This window comes from Deinococcus budaensis, assembly GCF_014201885.1.
In the GTDB taxonomy this organism is placed as follows: Bacteria; Deinococcota; Deinococci; order Deinococcales; family Deinococcaceae; genus Deinococcus; species Deinococcus budaensis.
Genome location: NZ_JACHFN010000018.1, coordinates 37,459 through 60,000, shown reverse-complemented (window position 1 = coordinate 60,000; position 22,542 = coordinate 37,459). Strand labels below are relative to the sequence as shown.

Genomic DNA, 22,542 nt, shown 5'->3' with positions numbered 1-22,542 from the left:
AGTAATCATAACAATAAGCAGAATCACCAATAGGATTGCGCCGCGCATAGGAATATCATATACGAAGTCGCTTACTAAAAGCCAAGGAAAGCGGCCCGCCTTTCGGGGGCCGCTGTTGGTGGGGGCGCTTCACTCCTCGTCGTTGCCGTCACGGTCGTACCTGGGCATGAACCCCTGCAACTCCCGGTTGTTCCGCTCGGTGGTGTCCATGATCCAGACCGCCGCCTTCGCCACCGCCGAGAGCGCACCAACAAAGAACCAAACCACCCGCATCCCCTTCCCCCCTGTTGATAGCTGGTCAAGCTAGGCTTTCATTGGTCGCCTTCCAACTATGAGGCCTGCTGTTCTTCCGTCTGTCTGGCCGACGCCAGATCGGTTCGCCGGGTCGAGCTGACCACCAGCCGTCCGCTCCCTGAACGCCACTCTCCGAACACCTGCACGGTGCGCCCCACGTACTGCCGCTCTAGGCCCTCCAGCGGTGTCCACAGGTGCAGGCTGAAAGGCTGAGTCAAGTTGGTGCGCGCGTTCGGGTCGATCCGCACACGCAGCAGGCCCTCGTCTTTCAACACCGCCTCGACGACCCCGGCCACATCGAGCTGGGGTTTGGCGTCCGCGGCCTTGGCGGGCATGATCTGGAACAGCACCGGCCGCTCTTCCAACACCCCGTCTTCGGTCGTTCGCGGCCACAGGCTGAGCTGCTGCATCTGACCGGGCACCGGCGGGGCCTCGGCGAGCTGCCGCGCGGCCCGGTCCGCGAGCGCGAGCGGTAGGCGCACCCCACTCACCACGGCCTCCACGCCTTCCGGGGTCACTTCGAGCGTCGCGCGGACGTGCAGGATCGCATGGGCGTACACCGGGCGCCGCGCCTTGGCCGAGCGCGGCTCAGGGGTCAGCACGAGCTGGTGGTGGTCGCTCATGTCGTCAGTGTAGCCCTCCAGCAAAAGCCCCCGCACGGCTGCGGGGGCAGGGCTCTTCCGGGCCGCTCATGGGCTGTCCACGGCATCGCTGACGACGTACCTGCCGCCTCTAGTGGGCCGCAGCACGACGCTCGCCTCGTACAGCTCGTCGATCCCCACTTTCCCCGCCCAGTCGGGAAAGGGTTCAAGCTTGTACTCGTAGGTCACCTCCACGTCACGCGTTTCTTCGTTGGGCACGACATTGAGCAACCTGGTCACAACGCCCCGGCCGTAGCAGAAGCCCTCTCCGGGTCGGTAGTACCGCTCCCCCAGCGAGGTGAGCCGCACGTCGTACCCAGTCGTGAACCCGGCGGCCCGCCCGTATTCCGAGTAGTACCGCTCGGCCTTGAGCAACCCCACACGCTCAAAGTCGCGCATCTTGGGCACTCGGCCCCGGAGTTGCTCGGTGGTGAGTCGCCCCACCGAGGGGAACGGCTCGCAGTTCTCCCCCAGCTCTTCAAGGCCCGCATTGATGGTCTCGACGTAGGCCCCCGTCTGGTCCCGACTTCCACGGCCGATCAGCAGCACGGCGACCAGGGCAGCGATCAGCACGCCCACCACCAGCGGCGCCCAACGCCTGGGCGTCATTCTCCCGGCCCGCGCGCACCCCTGGGCCGCGTCCGGCGCCGCTCACGCCGCCCATAGCTCGACTCGGCCGGGAAAGCGGGCGCCGATAGCCTGCGCCGCGACCTGGAGGCCTCGCCGACGCCCCCGAAGAACATCGTCATGAGCGTCACGAGGGTGTCGATCACGACCTCGACGCAGAACATCAGCACACGTCCCACTCCCCGCATCCTCACACCTCCAGCAGCTTTCCGGTCGGCTGGCCGCCCGCCTTGAGAACTGGCAACGCCTCGCGCATGTCATACACCTCTACCACGCCCCGGGAACGTACCAGCGCCGCCCACCTGAACACGGGCTCCGGGGAAAAGAGCGGCGCCAGGTTCTTGTTCGCATGAACCAGGCGCAAGTCCCGCCCGTGCGTCGAGCCGATCAGCCGCGCGCCGTACTTCATCGCGTCGGCCACTTCCTCCGCCTCGGCCAGCTTGTTGATCTCGTCCACTCCGATAATTCGGGGGTTCTGGTTGGTCGTCGCCTCCAGGATGACCTTGGCCTGCTCGCTTTTGGCGTCCACCGGCATGTTCACGACGCCCTGCAAGGCCGCATGCACGATCCTGCCCGCTCCGCACATCTCCCCGCTGGTGTCCACCGGCACGGTGCGCCAACGGTACTTGCGGAGGCGCGGGTCAGTGACGATCAGACGGAGGATGCCGCGCAACAGGGTGGTCTTGCCGCTGCCCGCCTCGCCGACGATCAGCATGCTCGGTTCCTCGCACAGGTAAGGGACCAGAGGCAGGCCGATCCCGTCGAAATACCGCCCCACCCGGATGGTGTAGCCGATGGTGTGGCCGCGCTGGCGGATGCGGCTGATGCGGTGCCCGGTGCCCTCGACCCCCATGCGGTTGTCGTCGCGGAAGCCCCCGGCCTCCTCGGTGACGCTGAGCATCAGCGACATATGGGCGCCCGTGATGGTCAGCGGGTACTCCCGGTACTCCTCTTCTCCTGAAAAGAGGGCACAGAAGGGCTGTTCCAGCAGCAGCCGCAGTTCGTCCAGGCGCTCGAAGTCGTCTCCCAGCAGCTCACGCGCGTCATGGGGAAGGAAGGGTTCCAGCAGTTCCAGATCCTCGCGGGCGCGGATGGCCGGGTACTTCACCGCCGCCCCTCGTCATCACGCGGCACCTGGCGGGCCAACAGGGCGTTCTGCTGTTGCAGCAGCGTGATGGTGCGGCGCTGGAGGTCGTTCCCCTCACGCACGCCCTGGCGTGTGGTGTAGCCCAGCCGCAGACCCAGCACAATCACCACGGCGACCAGCAGCAGCACCAGGCCCTTGGGATCGATGAAGCTGATCGCCAGCCCCCCGCCGATCAGCACCAGGCTGACCAGGGTGTAGGGCTGCATGATCACCTCGATAAGGCCCTTCTGGGCGCTCACGCGGTCCTCCCGGCCCTTCGGAACCAGGGTGGTCCTCTCGGTGGGGCTCTGCGGGTCGTTATGGGGCAACGAAGTCGTCATTTTGCCATCTCCTTGATGCGCTGCACGGCGTCCAGCCGTGACACCCTCCGCGCGCTTCCGAGGGCCGTTTTGTACCAGTTCAGGTAGGTATTGACCTTGCCGGGCAGGTACTCGATGTCGCTGGGCCGGGGCACCCGCCCCAGCGTCTTGCTGACGAACACGTGGTCGTCCACGATCAGGACCGCCAAGCGGCTGTCCACCTGGGCCTCATGCACGAGCGCTCCGACCAGGGCCAGCGTGTTCACACCGCTCTCGGGCTTGTACGAGAAGAAGGGCACCGTCAGCACGTACACCGGCGTCTCGCGGGCGGTGTCGAGCACCGCCTCGCGCAGGGCACCCGTGAGCCCTGGGTCGGTGAGCGCTGGGGTATACAGCAGCACCCGGCGCTGCGCGACGCCGATGGCGTCCAGCACTTGGTCGTAGCCGACGGGAGCCGCCGAGGCCGCACTGGAGAGCGCGGCTGTCAGCGTCAGCGCCGGTATGAGCTGAAACCGAAAAGAGAGAGTACCCATGTGATGAACCCCAACAGAACCCAGAAACCAACCTGCACGGCGGAGGTGAGGCTACGGAGCGTCACGATGGTTCCGGCCACCTGATCGACCACCAGACCGAGGGCCTGCTGAATGCGGAGGCCGATGGTCTGCAAGTTCTTGCCGATGCCGCTGTAGAACCCCTGCAAGAAACCGTCCTGCCCGTAGTTCGTGCAGGGACTCGACGCCTGCATACTCTGACTCCTCGCCTCCGCCTCACACTGCTTGATGACCTGCTCCGCCTCGCGGTTCATGGTTTGCGCGGACTGCTGGGCCAACTTCTCGGAGGCGGCGGCGAACAGACCAATTTCCTGCTCATACTTCTGGGCGATCTTGCTGGGGGCGACAAAGGCCTTCTCGACCGCAATACTGAGAATGCCCGGTAGCGGCAGAATCGCCATCATCATGGCGACCCAGCCCAGCAGCCCCATGTAGGCGATCCGTCCCTGGCCGAGTGCCCAGGCCCCAACGAACACCGGTACGAGGATGCCGAGCATGGCCCCCATCAGCCCCAGGGTCCCCAGCAGCCCCTGATACTGATTGAGGAAGTCGAGCATGGCGCCCAGGTTGCCGCCCAGGGCGCCGAACACGCCGCCCGCAACACCCACGACGCCCCGGGTGGCCGCGTCGTCCACCGTCTTGAGACCACCGGCGACCTTGCCGCCGATGGTGCCGCCCCGGCCCGCAGCGGCCCGGCCCGCCGCCTTCGCCACGCCGGAACCGACCGCCTTGGCCCCGGCGACCATCGTGCCCGCCTGCACGGTGTTCGCCAGGATGGTGGCGAACCCTTTTTTGGTCTCCTCCATCCGGTGTTCCAGGTCGTTGGCGAACAGCTTGTGCCCGGCCACATAGGCAACCCGCACGCCGTACAGGGTGGTCTCCACGGCAGGACGGGCGGGCGAGGCGCACACGACGATCACGCCTGCCGCGATGGCATGGCGGACCATGATCTGCCCGAGCTTCTGGTGACTCCCGCCCTCGACACTGTGCTTGGCGAACGCGCGCACCGCTCCTATCACGGTCAGGGTCAAGCCGAACCCCACGGCCGTGTTGATGATGTAGGGATGGGCGATCTTCTGGGTGTCCGCGTACAGCACCTTGAGGGGGCTGCCGCCGATCACGTTCAGGTACTCGCCCAGCGTGGAGTTCTGGGAGGTACCCAGCAGGTACTGCTTGATCTGCTCCGCCTCCGGTGAGCCTGCCGCCGCTGCCACGCTCAGGCACAGCAGCACCAGCAACCACAGCAGCCTCACGGCGTCCCTCCCGTGCCAGTTCCGTCAAACCGGAGCAGGGCCTGGGTGGACTCAAGCTGGAGGTCGATCCGGCGCATCAAGCTTTCCGCCTCGTTCAGGTGCTCTGCCGCAACCTCCTCCAACTCGGTCTTGAGGTCGTTGTTGCTGCTCACCAGGTCGTTCATCCCCGTCTGGTAGCCCTGAAGCAGTTGCGTGTTTGTCAGCGCTCCCTGCTTGGCGATCTCGGTGAGCAGTTGCAGCTCCGCGACGCTGGTGGTCATGTAAGCCTTGAAAAACTCGTTGAAGCTGCCCAGCGAGAGTTCATTCACCTCCCGGGTGGACAGCGCCGTCTTGGCCTTGGCCGTCTGCGCGTCGGCGAAGCCCGGACGGACGCCAGGCACCCCCACGACACCGGCCGCGTTGGTGATGGCGGGTTGCAGGGCGCTCTCGACAGCCCGCTGGGATTCCTCGTTGATCTTTTTGGCCTTGGCCGCCTGCATCAGCCCGGCGAACATGTCGGCCGTGCGCTGGTAGCGCCCGGCGTCCTGGGCGACGCGCAGGATCGGGTGCGCGTTCGCGCTGTAGTCGGCCAGGCCGCCCGCCGTGGTGACCGGCAGGCCCTCGTTGTCGTCCTTCTGCCCCCGGGTCTGGGCGCGCAGGGTGCGCGTCATGGCCCCCAGCAGCGCCGAGCGGGTCTCGGCGTAGGTGCCGCGCAACGCCTCGTCGATGTCGGCCGTGATCTTGTTCAGGTTCCCCGAACCGAGTTCACCCGCGAAGTACCCCACGAGCTGCGAGCCGTACTGCCCCATGACCTCGCGGGCGAACGCCTCCCAGTCGCCGTTGACGATGTTGTCCACCAGGAAGCCGTAGGAGCTGCTGATGCTGCACAGCCAATCGAAATCGTTGCCGCCGACCTGCTGGGTGGTGCTGCACGCCGACTGCATGAAGGTACCGATGTCGTCCCACGCGTCCGCCTGCGCGCTCCCCAGCAGCAGGGCCGTCAGTGCAAGGGTCCTCCTCATGCCACAACCCCCCCCCGTGTTGATTCCCGGTGTTGCTCGGCGCCGACCAGTTCCTCCAGCGCGGCGACGGTGTTGCCCCCGTACCGGGTGAAGGCAGCTGTGCGCCGCTTGGCCTCGTCGTCGCGGCTGGTGGCGAGCCAGTAAAAGGCCCGGCTTTCCTCGATCCGCAGAATCTCGCCCTGATGGGTGCCGCTCGACGGCTGGTAGACCAGCACCCACTCGCTGTACATCGCGCTGAGTTGCTGCAAGGACGGCACGGCCTTCACCACGGCCTCGGGCATGCCGAGGTCTTCCTGCATGGCCCGGAGAGCGGTCTCGCTGTTGGTGCGCCCCAGCCAGTGGAACTGAAAGGCGTCTTTGAGGGCGGGCATCTTGTTGAGGTGCAGCGGGCTTTGGGTCGCGCCGCCCACGCTGAGGCCGAACGAGCGGGCCAGGAGCGCGGTCTCTGCGAAGTACTTCTGGTCCACCTCGGACTCCAGTTGCACGCCCAGCTCATCGATGAACAGGAGCTTCTTGCCCGCCTGGGTGCGGGCGTCGTGCCACACCCGGTCGTAGGCGATCAGCATGGCGACCCGCCGCTGCTGCGACTGGGGGCTGATTTTGCCGAGGTCGTAGTACACGTACTGCGCGTCGATCTCGATGTTGGTGTACTGGTCGATCACCTTGCCCCAGTCGGTGTCGTCGCCGGTAAAGCCCGTCATGATCAGGCTCATGGCGCGCGCCATCTCCATCTGGTCCGGTGTGAGCGGCGTGCCGTCGAACCGGGTGGTCATGCCGCCCAGCATCGCCCGCACCTGGCGCAGCCGCGGCGCACGCCTGCTGACCGTGGCGGCGTGGTAGACGTGCCGGACCGCGTTCGTGAGCAGCACGTTTTGCGCGGCCGTCCGCTCGCTGTCCTGTCCGGGCGGTACAAAGGCCCGGTAGAGCGCGATCAGGAAATCCATCTTGCCGGTGTCCGGTGCCGTCTCTCCCGGCGGCAGGTCCATCGGGTTAATGCGGTGCGGCGACTCTGCCCCGAGGATGACGTGCAGGCCGCCCATGCCCAGGATGAAGTCGCGCAGGTCGGGCTTCTGGTCGATCACGCTGACGCGCGGATTGTGGTGGTAGATCAGCGCGAACAGCACGCTCATGACCAGGTAAGTCTTGCCCCAGCCGGTCGGCGCCAGCATCAGGAAATGCTGCGCCTGGGTGCCCAGGTGGTAGGGATCGAACACCGTGAGGCTGTCGCTGCGGTTGCGGTACACCAGGGTCGGACTGCCAACCCCCTCAAACGGCCCGATGGCGGGCAGGTAACCGATGGCGTTGCTGCCCACCAGGCGGGTCGGGAACGGGGTGCGACCGCCGTTGAACGGGGCCAGGGCCTTGTACACCTTGCCGCTCTGAAAGCCGTGCTGCACGACGCGCACGGTGTTGAAATGCGACAGGGCACTTCCCACCTGGGTCAGCATCTCGGCCTGCTGCTCTTCTCCCCGCCCGTAAAGCAGCACGGTGCAGCCGGTCATCCAGAAGCGGTCGCGGTTGTCGTACACGTGTTCAAGCGTCCTGCTGAGCCGCCTGTGCCGGGCGGCGGCGCTGCCACTGCTGTCCTTTTCACCCTCGACACCGCGCTTGGCGCTTTCCAGCTTCTCGCGGTTGAGTTGGTAGGACAGGTGGTGGTACTCCAGCACGAAGGTCACGTCACCCTCGGTCAGCCCGGTGGCGATCTCGTCGAACAGCCCGAACTCGCTGAAGGTCGGCAGCCCGTACAGGCTCAGCGCGTAGACGAGGGTGCTGCCAACGACCGTGTGCGCGTGACCCTCCAGGTTGATGGGGGTGCGAAAAACCTGCCGACTGAAGGTGAGGTGATCGGGTTCTCCATTGACCTCGGGCGAGTTCGCATAGCGGGCCGGTCCTTCCAGGATCAGGGGCGCGTGGGGAGCGCCACGGGTGTCCGGGTTGTGGTACACGTCGCACTCGCGCTTGATCTCGTCGGCCGTCATCGGGCGCGCGCCATACCCGACGGCGGCCAGGTTTTTGATGAATTCCTCGCGCTTCTGGCACGCGTGGGCGACGATCCTGCCCAGGGCCTCGGGAGCTGGGGGCGCGTCCGACGTGAAGGGCACGGGGGAACGCACGTCGAGGGTGGCGAAATAGATCCACTCCCGCAGCACGTCGCGGCGGCGCAGGTCGTCGAGGTGCTTCATCCGCTCGCCGTACAGGTAGCTCGCCAGCGGGTTGTCGCTCACACCCTGACGCCACAGGCCCTTCAGGCGTTCGCGGCTGACCTGCACCTTCCGCACGTAGACCCGGGCGGTCATGCCCTCGGGCACGCTCATCGCCAGGGCCCGCTGCAAGTCCTTGAGTCGTCCGTCGAGCACGTCCTTGGTCATGGTCAGCCGGGGCGGTGGCCGGAGCATCACCCCAACGGCCGTCAGACCGTTTTCAAGCAGCATGACGCCGGGATCGGTACGGCGCATCGCGCCGCTGGGCTGGGCGAGAATGTCGGTCACGACATCGTAGTAAGGCTGGTACTGCAACACGTTGGCGGTGCGCCCGCCCGTCTCGGGGTCCTTCCAGACGGACGGACGCCGCAGGTCGCGGCGCCTCTTGGTCATACGCTTGGCCTCCAGGTCATAGCTCGCTCGGCCTACGGGTCACGGGGACCGGGTGGGGGTCGGGGCGCACCTCGTAGTAATCCGGCCCGGTGTACCACCCGTACCAGGTGTCGAATTTGCGGGGCTCGTGGTCTTCGATATTGCGGAGGTAAAAGATCACGAACAGGGTCACCATGAAGCCCACCAGCGGCGCCAGCAGGGTCAGGAAAAACGGTAGCCGGTAGTTGCTGGCAATCGACATGGGCAGGATGATGGCTGCCAGGAGCGCCAGGCCCTCCCAAAGCTGGAACGAGCCGAACACGCCGTAACGCGTGTCGGTATCCATGCCCTCGACCCGCGATCCCTTCAACATGGGGGGGCCTCCCCGTTCAGGCGCACGTCTGTCCGATGGTGGCGCTCAGAATGGCGCGCAGCAACACGAGGCCGAGCACGCCACCACCGCTTGAGAAAAGCGCCACCTTGTCGCCTCCAACACGGTCTTGAATGGCCTTGCCGACGAAGTAGCCTCCCAGGCCGACCACCAACAGCAGGCCCAGGAAGGGCAGCCCGGTGCCCCACTTGACAATCAAACAGCCGGTCGCCTTGAACACGTTGTCCGGGCTGCTGGCCGTCGGGTCAAGCACCTGCGCGAGCGCCGAGGACAGCAAGAAGGGAAACAGCAACAGCAGCAACTTGACTCGACTCATCACTTCCTCCTGGTGGGGGTTACCCACCTGGGATTCTATTTGGCAAAACTATTCCGTTCAAGTACCATTAATCTGTTATGGGAGAGAAAAAGTATGAGGTTGCCCGTTCGAGAATCCAAGATGAGCTGGCCGCCTCCGGGAGCCAGGCGACCATTCCCAGCCCGGGTGAACACCGGGGGACATTTCTCGACTTCATGACCACCTTTCGCGCGACGCACCCGGCGTTCGCGCGTGAGCTGGAAGAGGCCTGGTTCGCGGAGGACGAGCCCAGCGTGCCGGTCGCGCAACGGGTAGGCAAGGGAAGTTGGACACGGGAGAAGTGGACCTCCCTGAGCCGTACCCTGTTCATGCGCCAGGCCCTCGACGGCCGCACCTGGATCTGGGACAAGAGCAAGAGCGGCGTCTGGACCCTCACCGCCGTCATCGGCGGCGGCCTGGTGCTCTGGACATTGAGCCTCACTCCACCTCCCCGCGCGCAGCAGGTAAGTCAGGCGGCGTCGGCAGAGTCGGGGGCCAACGTCTCCGGGGCGTATCTACCGGCCAAGAAACCGGCGGCTGACCAGGGGGATGCGGGAGCGACCGAGGCCCCGCCCACTCAACCCGTCACGGAAGCCACGTCAAAGCCGGACCAGGGGGAGACCGAGGAGACCCGTCAGCGTGCCGGGGAGAACCCCAAAAGGGCGCAAGCCGAGACCACGGAGGATGCAGACCACGACTCCCCGTTCACCAACCGGGACGGCCAGCGTCCGGCGAACGGCGGTCCCCCTCCGCCCCCCCCCGGGTTGACCAGCGTTGAGGTCGAGGCCTCTGCTCCAGCTCCGCCCCGCGAGGAAAGCCCTTTTCAGGCCCCGGCTTCCTCCCCGGCACCCGCCGCACCCACCCGTCAGGACAGCGTTCGTCCGCCCGTGGTCCTTTCGTCAGAGCAAGACAGGCCGTTGACCGTGACCCGTCCCCTGCCTGCGGCCGTTGAAACCACTCCCCCACCCTTCGGCGGGGACGAAACTCTGCCCGACCCCACGCCTGCCCGCAACCCACAGACAGAAGTCCAGCGCCGTCCCCTGCCTGCGGCCATTGCACCCACTCCTCCGCCCTTCGGCGGGGATGAGGCTCTGCTGGGCTCTGCGCCCGCCCGCAGCCCGGAGACGGGAATCCAGCGCCGTCCCTCACCCGAGTCCTCCCCCCCGCCCCCGCCGTTCGGCGGTTCCGACGCCGAGGAGGGAAATACGTTGATCTACCAGAACGAGACTCCGGCGGCGGCGCCAGGCACGGCGGGTGCCCAGGCCCCGGACAACGCCCTGGTGTTCGAGGCCGGACCCGAGCGCGAGGCGCAGGTCGCGGGCAACACGTCGGCCGCGTCGAGCGCCCTCCTCTTCGAGGCGGGCGATCCCCCGGCCCGCAGCGGCACGTCTGCACCCGGGCAGGCGGGCGGCCTGACTTTTGCGGACGTACCGACCGACACGGACGCGCCGAACTTCGACCCCACCCAGCAGGTGCAGGCGCAGCTCGTGACGGGCATTAACGCCCCGGCGCGCGGCGAGGTTCCGGTCCTTGCCACTTCACCCGAGGGAACCTGGATCGGCACGGCCACGGTGGACGTGCAGCTCGGGCGGGTCAACCTAGAGTTCACCCGCCTGTACCGGGGTGGGAAGTATTATGACGTGCAGGCCCTCGCCTACCAGGCCCAGGGGGGGAATCTCCTGCAAGGACTGAGTGCCCCTATCAAGGCGGTTGCGCCCCAGCTCGGGCAGCAGCTCGTGCGTCAAACGATCAACGGGCTTTCGACCTATGCCGAGAATCTGGTGGGCAGCGGCACCACGACCGTGAGCGGCAACTTCGCCACGACCACCCGTAACACCCCCTCCCTGTTGAGCACCCTTGCCGGGGAGGCCGCCCGGGTGTTCCGGGTTCAGGGTGAAACGCAGGTCTTCTCGTCGGTCGCCCAGCTTCCGTCAGGAACGACGTTCGTGATCCTGAGCGGCCTGTCGGGCAGGTAAGGAGGGGAAGTTATGCCTGAAAGCCTTGAACCCACCGTCCCACGGCGCCAACTTCACCTGCTTCTCTACGGAGCGGTCTTCCTGATCGTCTTCGTCGTGCCGGGTGGCGCGGCACTCCTGGCCCGTTCGGTGAGTACCCTGGACCCTCTTCTCGCGGCTGCTCTCGCCGAGGTCGTGGCTATCTTCGTCTTTCTGCTGGCGCTGCGGCGACTCAGGTAGTCAGCACTCTAAATGTCATGCGGAGCGGTCACTCGGGCCGCTCCTTTTCCGTGGAGGAATCTGGATACTTCAAGATCTGCTCGCGGGCACGCAGCCGCAGTTCTACCCGGCGCTTTTTCAACATCTGTGGACGCTCCTGGAGGGTCGGGTCGAGCGTGTAGGCCACAAATTGGGCGTGCTCAAATTCGGTCAACGTCAGGTACAGATTGGTGATGTGTTGCAGCGTGCGCGGCGGCAACTCCACCCGCGAGATGACGACCAGGCTGGGCTCATGGCCTACGGAGACGGCCAGGTGCCGGGCGGCCGGAGAATTGACCGGCGCGTGCGGCTGGAGCCGCACGCCTTCGGTGCCCAACTCGCGCAGTGCGAGGCGCAGCAGCAGGGCGGAGAGGATGGTGTTAGGTGCCAGCAGGTTGGCTTTCTGGCTCTCGCTGTAATGGTGACGCGCGAGGTTACGTCCTCGCGCGGAGTAGATCGTCACGTCATGCAATCGGTGCCGTGTGATGAGGTTGTTGCGTTGCGCTTCGAGGACGGTTCCCCGGCCGTAGCGGGCCATCGCCTCAGCACTGAGCATGGCGCCCCACATCATCAGGTCTCTCATCAGGTCGTCATACTTGGGCACGGCGTGGAACAGCATACCCAACCGGCGCCACAATCGCTCACAAAAAGAGGAACGGCCCCGGTCGGGGCCGCTCTGCCAGAGGGTCGGAGGTCAGTAAAGCTTGGCGTAGGTGAAATAGCCCGTCAGGCTCCCTTTGACCTGGGTGGCGAGCAGCGGACTCTTGTACACGGCCCAACTCCGCGCCCCGGTGGCGACGATCACCGTGTCCGGGCCGGACAGGATCAGACTCGCCCCGTTCATGGCCGTGTCGCCCGGCATCACGTAGACCTGGCCGCCCGCACGCTTGAGAGCGGCCAGGCTGGGCGCGGCGCGGCGTGTCGTGAGCACGCGGACCTTGACCGTCCCGGAGCGCAGCAGCGCGAGCACGCCTTGCTGGAAGGTCACGTTGGGGAACTCGTCACCGATCAGCAGCACTTCGCCGCGCAGCAGGCGTACCACGGCCTGCGGGTTACTGAGGGTCGAGGGTTTAGGCGCCGCCGGGACAGCCTGCGCGGCCGTCACTCCGGTGGTGAGCAGACAGGTCAACAACATTCTCCGCATTGGTTTCCTTTCAGGGGATCAGCGCCTGGTCGTCATACCGTGACTTCCTAACCCAATGCGGGATCGGAGTCTTCAGCACGGGCCTGGGGCTGAAGAAAGGCTGAGTCGTGTTGGGCTCGTTGTCTCGATCTGACATGGAAAGCTCCTTCAGCGAATCAGGGGGGCGTAATCGAACAGCGGCGTGCCCTGCACCCGGGGCACCTGGTAGCCCTCGGCGACGCTGCGCCAGTCGAACTGCGTTTGCAGCCCCGCAAAGGGCAGACCGGCAGCGAACTGCGGAAGCAACATGGGTTGCGGGACTGGCACGGGATTGAGCCCGTACACATTGATGCCGGTGGCGAAATACACCACCTGCCGCAGCGGCTTGGCGCTCGCGGGCTCGGGCAGGAACGTGGTCTTCGTGGTGTTGAAGGCCTCGAAAAAGGTGGCGTACCCCAGGTCCTCGCTCCAGCGCGGGTTGGTCGGCGGCAGCAGCCGCTTGAACTCCTCGTAGGCCCAGACCCCGGGGGGCGAGCCCTGCACGTCCTGGCTCCCCGGCAGGAGGTGGGCGCCCAGCGTCGGCGAGCGGAACGCCCGCTGGAAGTAGTAGGCATAGGCGTTCAAGCCCAGCAGCCCGTCTAGCCGCGTGCGGGCCGTCTCCGCCACGGCGCGTAGTGGCCGAACGTCGGTGCTGTACGACATGACCGGCGCGACGACCGCCCCCTCCCCCGGCACGAGGGAGCGCCAGGGCAGCGCGAAGAAGTAGGTGTTCTCAGGGTTGAACAGCGCCTCCAGCACGTTCCGCTGGTACTGGGCGAAGTAGATCGTGTGGGCGGCCTTCACGGCCCGCTGCACCCGCGCGTTTGCGGCGGCCTCATTGAAGTAGATCGGCGCGGGGGCGGCGGGGTTCAGGGCGTAGCGCCGCCACTGCTGGCCCTCGATGCAGAACTTGACGACGAAGTAAAAACAGGTGCCGGGCAGGTACATGTCGGGTACGCCCGGCAGGATCGTCGGCTGCACCCCCTCGCAGTAGTCCTGGGCGGGCACCTGCGGCCACGGCCAGTAGTCGTCGAGCTGGAGTTTGTTCTGGGGCGAGCTGGTGGGGATGCGCCCCCGCAAGGCCTCCGGCACGTCACTCGCCGCCACCGTCACCCGGACCTCCGGGGGGGTGGTCTTCAGGCCACGGCTGGTGTCGATCAGGCATTGCGCGAGGTACAGGCCAGGGTTGTTGAGTTCGACCTGCGCCCGCCAGTAGTACCTGTCCTCCAGGCGCTGCCAGGCCCGGCGCAGGTCGGTCGCTGCGCGCACGCTGGCGCTCTCCAGGCTGTAGGGGACCTGCCAGACGTGGGCCGGACAGGTCCTGGCGTCCGTGCGCTGCCCGGCGGCCTGGGCGGCGCGGCAACGGCTGGCGTTCTGCGTGTAGGTGCGGAACGCGCCCACGTTCATGACTTCGAGGTAAGGCACCTTGCCCTTGGGGACGGTTTCGAGGCGGGTGTCCGCGAAGCTGAAGATGTTGGAGAGGCCGCTGTAGTCCGGCTTCCGGGTGTTGCGCGGCTGGGCGTTCGCCGCTGCCTCGCTCGGGACGGCGGCAGGCAGGCCGAGGTTGGGAAGAAACTTCGGCAGGGTGGGAAGCGGCCCCGGAAGCGTCGGCCTGATGGGCAGGGTGGGCAACTCAGGGAGCGAGGGGATGCCATAGGTACTCAAGTTGTGAACGGACGGGAGGCCGTGAGCACACCCGCCCCCCAGCACGAGGCACACGCCAAGCAGAAGACGGCGCACAGCCTCACCTCGACGCGGCGAGCAGGCGCCGGAAGCTGTAGTGGTCCCGGGTCGCCAGATTGCTCATCGGCCAGTCCAGAATCACGTTGTTCGTGTTCGCCGGGGTCTCGACGCGCACACTGCCCTGGATCGTCCGGCCGGGCAGCAGCGCCCCGAACTGGGGCGTCTTGAGGTGAGTGACCTTCAGGACACTGCCCGAGAGGTTCAGCACCCGCAGGTCCTGGTGACGCACGACCAGGGCGCGTTCCGCCTTCGACTTGAGGGTGTAGTCGATCACCAGGGCCGTGCCCTCGCGGCGTGTCGTCAGGCGGTACTCCAGCGGAGCGCCCTGGGCCGCCGCCAGCCCGCCCGCCTGGGTGGTCGGTGCGGTCTGCGGTGCCGGGGCCGTTGCCGGGCGACTGGGGGCGTTCCCACTCACCGGCAGGGTGGGAACTCGCGGGGCGGCCGTGCCTCCCACGGCCGCCCTGGCGGCAGGCTGTGCCGTGGCGGCACGGGCAGGGGCCACGCTCGCTGCGGGAGTCGTCGCCCGGCCCCCAGCGGCCGTGCCCGCCGTCGCGGCAGGCGGTGTGCCGCCCTGGGCCACCTCGCCCTCACCCAGCACGCGGTACACCCGCGTACCGGCGGGCTGATTCCTGATCACCAGACGGAAGGGCAGGATGCTCGTGTCCGGCAGCACGGCGTACATGTCGGCCTCGCCGCTCTTGACCCTGGCGTCGATAAAGAATACCTGGCGGTTCTGCATCGGGGTGATCTTGTAATCCTTCTGCTTCTCGGTCTGGACGCTCAGACCGCTGATCGGCGTGGGAAACCGCAACACCACTTGATAGGCCGGACTGACGGTGATCACCTTGGGCGCCCTGGCGAGCTGGTCGAGCGTCACCTCGACGGTGTATTGCTGGGTCTGTGCGGCGGCGGGGACGCTCAGCGCCAGACTGGAGAGGGTCAGCGCCAGGGCGATGTGGCGTCCGAATGGCATGGTCTTCATAAGGGGTCTCCTGGGCGGGTCTAGCAACAGATGAGGGCGAGGACAGTTGGGGGGACCTTGCCCCCCTCATTTACGCAAACCTATTCCTCACTGCAAGAAAATAACACGCCTGGACGCTACTTATCTACTTTCTTGGTTACATCCATCACGTTGGCGAGCCAGCTTTTCTGTTCGCCCTCTGGAAGCTCCGAGGCGGCGTTCGCTTGCAGCACCGGCGAGACGGGCCGCTCTCCGCTGAGCACCCTCGCTGGCGGCCTGAGCGCGACCCCGGGGCCCTCGAAGGTATCCTCCACGGTTCGGGTCATCGGCTTGGTCGTCTTCGGCGGCATGCTCATCGCCTCGCGGGCATGAGGCAGCACGAACGGCTCCATGCGGTAGCCAGCCAGCATCGGGTACTCGTTCGACCGGATCACAACCCGGCCGAGCGGAATGGCCTGGGCGCCATCGACCGTCAGCAGCTCGCGCGCCATGAAGCCGTGCGCGTCCGACAAGAGGTTCTGGTGTCCCCGGGTGTCCGTGACGCTCTGAACCATGTACTTGCCGCCGAGCTTGCTCAGGTACTCGGCGGTCGTCTCGTCCTTGGGGGTGAAAAAGACCTTGGTGTGGGTGCTCGACAAGATGGTCTTGGCCCCTTCCGGGCCGTAGATCGCTTCGAGCTGCGCCGCGTCCTGCACATAGATGGCAAACACGACCCCACGGCCTGCGCCCGTGCTGACCAGCCGTGGCAGATCGGGCACATGAACAATGCCCGCCTCGTCGAACACGAACAGTACCGGCGTGAAGGGGTCATTCGGGTGTGCGTCGCGGTGACGCATGATCGCGTCCGTCATCGACAGCAGCACGGCGCTCATGGCGTGAACCGTATACCCCAGGTCCGTTTCCTTGAACGTCAGGTACACGCTGGTGGGCTTTTTCAACAGGTCGGTCGCCTTGAAGTCCGACCCACTGGTCATGCCGACGATTCCCCGCGACAGCAGGTAGAGCAGCTTGGCGGTCATGTTCAGCCAACTGTTCTGCAAGAAGCGGTCGTCTCCGACCTTTTTCCAGTCGTACTGCCCCACCGGCATGCTGGTGAACAGCGTCGAATAGAGCCGCACGTCCTCGTCGTGGCCGCCCACCTGGTCGATGTGCTTCATCGCCCCCTCCAGGCCCAGGCCCAGGCAGGTCTTGACGAAGGAGAGCGGCGCCTCCCCCTGGAGCTTGGCCGTCCGCAGGGCGGCGAAGAGGGCGAACGTCGCCCGCAGCGCGAACACCTGGTTAGACCCGTCACCGGCCGGATTCAGGATGGCCTGGCAGGAGGCGAAAAGCTGCTCCGAGGCCTCGCGCTCGGCAAAGGGATCGTACCGATTGGTCTCCTCCCCGGAACTCGGATTGAGTCGGTACACGTCCTGTTTCAACACGTCTGCCCGGTAACCCGAGGTGCGGTTGAACATCTCTCCTTTGATGTCCACCACCACGACGCTGCCACGCCAGTTGTACAGGTTGGCAAAGATGTTCAGCCCCTTTCCCGCCCGCGTGGGTCCAAAGAAGCCGACGTGCCCGATCTCCTTGCGCCCCGCGACACCCTGGCGCAGGGCGATGGGCTTGCCATGCGTGAAGCCCAGCAGGAACTCGTCGCCTCTCAGCCGCGTGAGCTTCACAAACAGGTCGCCGACCTCCCCCGGTGTGGCCCAGTGCGCGTTGTAGGTCGGTTTGAACTGGGCGTCCTTGCCGTCGAAATACAGGGCCGTGGCCGCCGCGATAACAAGTGCCACGCCGTACCCCACTTCACTGCCACCGGACAGCGCCGTGAACACGACGATGAAGCCAACCAGCCAAAAGATCACCAGCTTCAACAACCACAGGTCATAGCGAACGATCATGACTCCACCTTCACGGGATCAAGGGTGCCTCTGGGGCGCTTCCACGCCCTGTTGAGAACGGTTTCCATGCGCTCGGCCTGCACCCGCGCCCGCCGCCGATACGCCCGCTCGGGGCGCCATGACCATCCGAACAGGGCGAACGTCAACCCGACGACCACACACGTCAGGTACGCGGCCTTGAGCACCAGGGCTTCCCGCCAGGCCTGGAAGTACGCCCCCAGACAACTGGCGCGGAGATAGCACTCGTTCCAGTAGTCCAACCCCGACATCTGCCCCTGCGCCATGACGCTGCGGTACAAGCCGCTCGCGTCGTCTACCCAGGACGTGAACGCGAGTCCGCCCCCCAGCACCGTGAGCCCTGCTCCCACCCACACCAGTTGCATGGGCCGCAAATCAATCCCTGCCACACCTCACCTCCAATTACGCAAAACTATTCCTTTAACCTAAAAAAAGAAAAGAGCTGCTGCCCCTTGCCCCTGTCAGTGGTCCATCTGCAAGCCGCGCGAGTGCTCGGTCTCCTTCTGCTGTCTCTTGCGGTCACCCCCCTCCGGCGTCTCGACGCCACCCGAATGCACGCCCTTCTTCACCCCCAGGCGATCCTCGACGGTCGCCCGACCTCGCATGGCCCAGTCCCCCGGCCCCATGTGATGATCGAGCCGCAGTTCATGCCGTGCCTGCCAGGCGATGTCGTCTCCCTTGGCCCGCAGCGCCCGGAAATCCTGCACGTCCAACTTCGCGTTCGTGAAGACGACGGCATGCACGTGAGGATGCGGGGTGTGCCCCTTCGCTCCGGCGTGAGCGAACAGCAGGTAACAGTCGTGACCGCACTCGCGCAGCACCGCCGATGCCCAGGCCCTGGCCGCCGCCTCACCATAGTTTTGATCCGGGCTCAGCACCACGCGGTAGGCGTACTTGTGCTCCTGCACCAGCGGGCCGAGGTCCCTCATCACCTCCGTGGTGTTCATCAGCCGCTGCCCGTCGAACCCCTGCCGCACCCCCGAGCCGTCCTCGCAGGGCCGCATCATCTGGTACTGAACGGCCGCGACGACCCTTCCTCGGTTGCTCAGAAAAGCCTTGCCGTCTGCGCCTCTCAGCGAGATGAAGTTTGCCTTGGCAATGGTCCGCGTTCCTGTGCGTCCCCCCAACCTCGCCGCCTTGCTCCGCGAGCCCTGCGAGAGCGAGGCCGACAGGCCACCGCCCCGCTTCATCCCCACTTGGTCGGTCTCAGAGCTGCGCTTCGGCACCCGCGCCCTCCTGTGGCAAGTGATGGCGCAGCGACTGGTAGGAACGTCGCCACATCTCCTCGCGGTAGGCAACCACGTCATCCGGGGTAAACCCCAGCAGGCGACCCAGCACGTTCACGCTGGTATCCGCAGCGATCATCGCCTCGCGCGCCGAACGTGCCTGAAGACTGCGGAAGTCCGACAGGCTTTTGTCCAGGGCCTCCTGAATCACCCGCTCCAGTTTGGGGACCAGAAAGGTCGTCGCCAGCTCCGAATCGACCTCCGCCAGCGCCTGCTCCAGCAGCTCGTCGATCATGCGAGCGACACTGAGGTCCTGGGAACGTGCCAGGTCCTTGATGCGCCCCATGATCCCCGAATCCAAGGTCACATGTATTCGCTCTCGCCCCACTTTTTCCTCCATTCCGGGAGTGGCCGCGCGCCCGGAGAGTGGGTCACGCAAAACTATTCCCTGGACACAGAAAATAGCATGGCGTGGAAGTGGCCTTATCCTGCCCTAACCCCCACATCTCTCCGCGAGCCCCGGCGAGCGGAGAGATGTGGGGGTTCAAACAGCGTCAAGAAAAACGAACCCGCCCAACAAAAACGGCCCCCTGGGGCCGCTGAGCCGCCGGACCCTCGCGCACGGCCTTCAGGAAAATGGCAGGCGGCTCCTCGCCGCAGGCGAGCTGGGACGATGGCAGGCTGGTTCTCGCAACGATCACGCCCACGACACCACGGGCACACAGCTCCAACAGAGAAGCGGTGCAGCTCGGGCACGCCCGCCGCCACACCGCCCCACGATCAACGCCACTAGCGCTCAAGCAGACGGGGCCTCTAGGTCCTGTTTCCCAGCCTCGGCTTTCTCAGCCTCGGCCGACGCCTCCTTCCTCTGGCGCGGTGGTCGAGCACCTACAACGGTCTTCTTGCGCTTGACCTGCTGGGCGTACTTCTTGGCTTCCGCCTCGAAGTCGAATCTACCGGAAGCGAGTTGCTCCCTGGTACGGTACTCCGGCCCGGACTTGGGACGCGCCAGCCCCGCCAGCCAGTCTCGCGCTTCGGGTGTGTCCTTAAAGGCGTAATCGTACATCTCACGCTCCCCACTCCCGTTGTCAGGTCTGGTGTAGGTGACCTTCAGCCGGTCAGCCGTCGGGAAGGCGACGATTAAACCGAGCTGCACGCCCTCACGGATTTTCCCCGGCAGACCTGCACGCCGCTTGGGATGGATCGTCTCGACGTATTCACTCAGGTACAACCACTTGGGCTTGGCGGCGTCGGTCATGGAAACGAGAATATCTGCGGTTTGGTCGGCAATGCAAGCCATTGACGGAAGAGTTTTGCATCCTGAAGGCGGGACACTGGAGCAGCCGGGCGGCCTGTGCTGCGTCTTGTCATCAACACGGGGGGGTGAAGACGGGCAGTGCTGCATGCAGTCAGGCCATCACGACAACTCTTGAGAGCGGCGGCCGATCCTGCCACGCTTCTCCATGAGGCCCCTGATCCTCGGCAAGCTGGCGGAGTTCATGGTGGCCTGCCTTCCGGTGACGGCCGCCCTCAGCCGGTCAGGGGCAGATCGCTCAGCTTGCGGCCAAGTTGAGCCTCGCAACGGTGCGACAGGATGCCGGTGAGGTAAGCGCCCTGGCTCTTGCGGAGTTTGCCTGCGGACCAGAGCTGGTAGGTGCTGCGGTATGCCCGTTTCACCTCCTCCGCTCCCAGGTGCAGCAGCGCTTTGTAGTAGGCCTTCCAGGCCCGGTGCGGGTCGGCCTCGCCCACCCGGATCGCTAGGGTCTGCGCGAGCGCCTTCAACTCGGGATCAAGCTCGGGAAAATCTTCACGTTGCCTTGTTTGCCCTTCGTCGTATTCGGGTTGCAGGGCTTGGTCAAACTCAATGTCCGCCCGGTGCAGCGCCGTTTTCCGCGCCTGGCCGAGGTGGTTATCCACAGTTTCCGCAGTTTCCACAGGGTCTACGATTTCGTAGAGATGTTTGGGTCTTGATCTTGTCCGCCGAACTTCGGAGGTGTACGCCAGAACGATAATTTCCGGGGCATCCACCGCCTCCGCGTAGGCCTGCTCGAACACTTGGTCGATCACCTCGGGCAAGGGCGGGTCGTACAACGCCACGGTGAGCCGGGTGCCGACGTTCCGGCGCGCACCGTCCGGCTCCTGCACCTGCACCTTCTGGGTGCGGATGAACAGATGCGCGAGCGGGTGGTGCAACACCTCGTAGAAGGTCGAGCGGGAAAACGGGAGCTGGGTGATGAAGCCCCCACCGTCTCCGTGCTCGATCACCACCTCGGTCACCTCGCGCACCTCCAGCGGTTGACCGTTGGCGTCCACCCGCAGGTAGGCCCGGCGGCGCAGGGCATTGACCAGCAGCACCAAGTTGCGCCCCTGGTTGCCCCGGAGCTGGCCGCCGCGGAGACTGGTGGTGCTGATGCGGGGCAGCACGGCCTCCCACGCCGGGCTCAGCGGCCGGGCGAGGGCAGGCAGCTTGCCGGTGCGGTGGTAGAGAAATGTCTGGGGGCAGTTGTAGGAGCGCGGTCGGGTGCCCTTGATCAGGGGCGAGGTCCGCACCGGCCGCCAGCGACCGAACAGGCGGGCAAAGGCAACCTGGGGCGTCAGGTCGGCGAGCTGCACCTGGGTGTTCGTGGACTTAGTCGGCAAAATCACCGACGGTGTGATCTTTCCCCCAGGTGGAGCAGTCTCGCCCTGAGTCTTGGCAATGAACTGTGCCAGCAGCGCCCGCTTGCGCTCGGCGTAGTACGCCTCGTCTCTCGTTTCTAACCTAGCGGGCATGGGCTGCTCTAGGCCCATGCCCCTGGCTGGCACTGAGAAGCCCAAGAAGGGCCTGGCGGCACTACCTGGGCACTCTGCCCTTGGTGCCCTAATCCCGGGCCGCTCCTGGTGGCTTTGGAGGTAAGGCCGTGCAACCCACCCCTGTGTGAATAAAAAGCACGGGCACCGGTGGGTGCCCCCCCTGCTCTGGGTCATCGGGTTCTCCCACTTGTAATAGGGGGACGTTCCCGGTAAATTGTCGTCAGAAGAGGACTTCAATCTACCGAGTAGTTCAGAAGAGTCGCGCTGGCAGGCGCGGCTTTTCAGTTGGATTGTGTGCAGATGGGGTCGGTTGGTCCTGGGTACATCCTCCTATGAGCGCACAGTAGCAGAATTTCCACCAAGTTGGCTACGCAAAATTCTCCCGCGAAGTCGGGCTAAGCTGCGTCAGTAGGGCAAATTTTCTCACTCGTGGTCTGGCGTTCGACTGTTTGGCAAGCTCTCACAAACTCCGGAGGGTAGACGTATCGACCACCGGAGACAAGCCAAAATTCAGCTACCCCCCCCAGCGCGAGACATTGGGCGTTCTGGGCGTCGCAAAGCTTACGTAGGGCAGCGAAATCATTCGAGCCTTTCAAGGGGTAGCCGAGCGGATAGCGGGGGTCGAAACAGTTCAAACTGTAAGCAGTTTCCTGCTGTCTTTTGCAAGACCTAGGACGATTCTCCTTGCATTGACGACGTGGTTTACAACCGACGTTGGAAGCCATGCGTTTCCACCCATACTGTAAGGAGTTGTTTCATTCCTCACCGCCTAAACTCATCTTGGCTCCCACTGCCCAGTTGAACTGACTCAAATCTGCCGCATGTTGCAATTTACCGAGTCCTGAACCGCGATGCGCCTATCTGAGCAGTCTTTTTTGACTTTGACCCCCGAACGGGGAAAGTATGCAGTCCTATTCTTAAAACCTCTGAAAACCATCAAGTTTAGATTGTTTGACATTGAAAGATTGGCAAAGAGGATCCGCCCATCGTGTGATGGGCGGACTTTTGGTGGAGACGGAGGGAGTCGAACCCTCGTCCGATGCTGCTTCAGTGGGCTTCTACGAGCGTAGTCCTTAATTTAAATCTCAACTCTCAGTCGCTTAAGGACAAGCTACCTTCGAGTCCATCCCCTAAGTTTCGCTCAGAAAGCCGAGGCTTCTTCCAAAGCTAGCCATCTTTTGTGTCAGCTCGCGTAGCGCCAATGGCCGGGCTTTACGGTTGCTGGGCTGGGATTAAGCAGCCAGTGCGAAAGAATCGCTGTTGTTGCCAGTTAAAGGCTTGGTCGGATGATTTACGAGGCCAACGACCATCCTCGGCTCGCCGCTTCACCTTCCACGAACACCGTCGAAACCGGGGCGTCCCCAAAGGGCTGAGCAAATATAGCATAGCTTCACGTCACCATCAAGCCGACATGGGGTATCCTAGCCACCCC

The 22,542-nt window shown here is 65.2% G+C and carries 22 protein-coding genes, 1 other RNA gene and 1 pseudogene; 2 read left to right on the top strand and 22 right to left on the bottom strand.

The window, feature by feature from the left end; genetic code table 11:
* Window positions 1-129: 129 nt before the first annotated feature.
* From HNQ09_RS16990 to HNQ09_RS16940, 11 genes and pseudogenes are all read right to left on the bottom strand, one after another.
* Entirely contained in the window at window positions 130-273 is a 144-nt protein-coding gene (locus HNQ09_RS16990; protein ID WP_184031620.1) for a hypothetical protein, read from the bottom strand.
* Between the two features lie 56 nt (window positions 274-329).
* Complete coding sequence (locus HNQ09_RS16985; protein ID WP_184031619.1) at window positions 330-917, bottom strand: hypothetical protein; 588 nt, start codon at window positions 915-917, stop codon at window positions 330-332.
* A 66-nt stretch (window positions 918-983) separates the two neighbouring features.
* The gene (locus HNQ09_RS16980) at window positions 984-1,544 is read right to left on the bottom strand and encodes a hypothetical protein (protein WP_184031618.1); all 561 of its coding nucleotides are present in this window, start codon (window positions 1,542-1,544) and stop codon (window positions 984-986) included.
* Window positions 1,545-1,908: 364 nt separating this feature from the next.
* Window positions 1,909-2,415 (bottom strand): annotated as a pseudogene (locus HNQ09_RS19355) (AAA family ATPase); the annotation flags it as partial.
* Between the two features lie 251 nt (window positions 2,416-2,666).
* The gene (locus HNQ09_RS16970) at window positions 2,667-3,029 is read right to left on the bottom strand and encodes a hypothetical protein (protein WP_184031616.1); all 363 of its coding nucleotides are present in this window, start codon (window positions 3,027-3,029) and stop codon (window positions 2,667-2,669) included.
* Window positions 3,026-3,541: a hypothetical protein gene (locus HNQ09_RS16965; RefSeq protein ID WP_184031615.1), complete on the bottom strand. Its 516-nt coding sequence runs from the start codon at window positions 3,539-3,541 to the stop codon at window positions 3,026-3,028. The genes HNQ09_RS16970 and HNQ09_RS16965 overlap by 4 nt, the downstream gene beginning before the upstream one ends.
* Window positions 3,499-4,812, bottom strand: coding sequence for a hypothetical protein (locus HNQ09_RS16960; RefSeq protein WP_184031614.1), 1,314 nt, complete (start codon window positions 4,810-4,812; stop codon window positions 3,499-3,501). Before HNQ09_RS16960 ends, HNQ09_RS16965 begins: the two co-directional genes overlap by 43 nt.
* Entirely contained in the window at window positions 4,809-5,813 is a 1,005-nt protein-coding gene (locus HNQ09_RS16955) for a hypothetical protein (protein ID WP_184031612.1), read from the bottom strand. The genes HNQ09_RS16960 and HNQ09_RS16955 overlap by 4 nt, the downstream gene beginning before the upstream one ends.
* Window positions 5,810-8,407, bottom strand: coding sequence for a VirB4 family type IV secretion system protein (locus tag HNQ09_RS16950; protein WP_184031611.1), 2,598 nt, complete (start codon window positions 8,405-8,407; stop codon window positions 5,810-5,812). Before HNQ09_RS16950 ends, HNQ09_RS16955 begins: the two co-directional genes overlap by 4 nt.
* Window positions 8,408-8,423: 16 nt before the next feature.
* Window positions 8,424-8,759, bottom strand: coding sequence for a hypothetical protein (locus HNQ09_RS16945; protein WP_184031610.1), 336 nt, complete (start codon window positions 8,757-8,759; stop codon window positions 8,424-8,426).
* Between the two features lie 16 nt (window positions 8,760-8,775).
* Window positions 8,776-9,093: a hypothetical protein gene (locus tag HNQ09_RS16940; protein WP_184031609.1), complete on the bottom strand. Its 318-nt coding sequence runs from the start codon at window positions 9,091-9,093 to the stop codon at window positions 8,776-8,778.
* Between the two features lie 194 nt (window positions 9,094-9,287).
* Between HNQ09_RS16940 and HNQ09_RS16935 the strand changes: the two genes are divergently transcribed.
* Both HNQ09_RS16935 and HNQ09_RS16930 read left to right on the top strand, forming a co-directional pair.
* Window positions 9,288-11,087: a hypothetical protein gene (locus HNQ09_RS16935; protein ID WP_184031608.1), complete on the top strand. Its 1,800-nt coding sequence runs from the start codon at window positions 9,288-9,290 to the stop codon at window positions 11,085-11,087.
* Window positions 11,088-11,099: 12 nt separating this feature from the next.
* Window positions 11,100-11,306 (top strand): hypothetical protein, encoded by a 207-nt coding sequence (locus HNQ09_RS16930; RefSeq protein ID WP_184031606.1) that lies wholly within the window; start codon window positions 11,100-11,102, stop codon window positions 11,304-11,306.
* A gap of 28 nt (window positions 11,307-11,334) precedes the next feature.
* Here HNQ09_RS16930 and HNQ09_RS16925 read toward each other — a convergent pair whose 3' ends face one another.
* The 11 genes from HNQ09_RS16925 to ssrA all read right to left on the bottom strand — a co-directional run bounded on the left by HNQ09_RS16925 (window position 11,335) and on the right by ssrA (window position 22,473).
* Window positions 11,335-11,928, bottom strand: coding sequence for a hypothetical protein (locus HNQ09_RS16925; RefSeq protein WP_184031605.1), 594 nt, complete (start codon window positions 11,926-11,928; stop codon window positions 11,335-11,337).
* A gap of 90 nt (window positions 11,929-12,018) precedes the next feature.
* Window positions 12,019-12,459 (bottom strand): hypothetical protein, encoded by a 441-nt coding sequence (locus HNQ09_RS16920; protein ID WP_184031604.1) that lies wholly within the window; start codon window positions 12,457-12,459, stop codon window positions 12,019-12,021.
* A 156-nt stretch (window positions 12,460-12,615) separates the two neighbouring features.
* Window positions 12,616-14,118, bottom strand: coding sequence for a hypothetical protein (locus tag HNQ09_RS16915; RefSeq protein ID WP_184031603.1), 1,503 nt, complete (start codon window positions 14,116-14,118; stop codon window positions 12,616-12,618).
* Between the two features lie 112 nt (window positions 14,119-14,230).
* Window positions 14,231-15,211 carry a hypothetical protein gene (locus tag HNQ09_RS16910; RefSeq protein WP_184031602.1) on the bottom strand — a complete coding sequence of 327 codons (981 nt, stop codon included), beginning with the start codon at window positions 15,209-15,211 and terminating at the stop codon, window positions 14,231-14,233.
* Window positions 15,212-15,327: 116 nt separating this feature from the next.
* The gene (locus HNQ09_RS16905; RefSeq protein ID WP_184031601.1) at window positions 15,328-17,073 is read right to left on the bottom strand and encodes a type IV secretory system conjugative DNA transfer family protein; all 1,746 of its coding nucleotides are present in this window, start codon (window positions 17,071-17,073) and stop codon (window positions 15,328-15,330) included.
* Complete coding sequence (locus HNQ09_RS16900; RefSeq protein ID WP_184031599.1) at window positions 17,070-17,480, bottom strand: hypothetical protein; 411 nt, start codon at window positions 17,478-17,480, stop codon at window positions 17,070-17,072. The genes HNQ09_RS16905 and HNQ09_RS16900 overlap by 4 nt, the downstream gene beginning before the upstream one ends.
* Window positions 17,481-17,552: 72 nt before the next feature.
* Window positions 17,553-18,317, bottom strand: coding sequence for a hypothetical protein (locus HNQ09_RS16895; RefSeq protein ID WP_184031597.1), 765 nt, complete (start codon window positions 18,315-18,317; stop codon window positions 17,553-17,555).
* A complete protein-coding gene (locus HNQ09_RS16890; RefSeq protein ID WP_184031596.1) occupies window positions 18,298-18,684 on the bottom strand; it encodes a hypothetical protein in 387 nt (128 codons plus the stop codon). Before HNQ09_RS16890 ends, HNQ09_RS16895 begins: the two co-directional genes overlap by 20 nt.
* A 429-nt stretch (window positions 18,685-19,113) precedes the next feature.
* Window positions 19,114-19,575, bottom strand: coding sequence for a hypothetical protein (locus tag HNQ09_RS16885; protein ID WP_184031595.1), 462 nt, complete (start codon window positions 19,573-19,575; stop codon window positions 19,114-19,116).
* Window positions 19,576-19,847: 272 nt separating this feature from the next.
* On the bottom strand, window positions 19,848-21,089 hold the full coding sequence (locus HNQ09_RS16880; RefSeq protein ID WP_184031594.1) for a hypothetical protein: 1,242 nt from the start codon (window positions 21,087-21,089) through the stop codon (window positions 19,848-19,850).
* A 1,027-nt stretch (window positions 21,090-22,116) separates the two neighbouring features.
* Window positions 22,117-22,473: a transfer-messenger RNA gene (gene ssrA, locus HNQ09_RS16875) on the bottom strand.
* Between the last annotated feature and the right edge of the window lie 69 nt (window positions 22,474-22,542).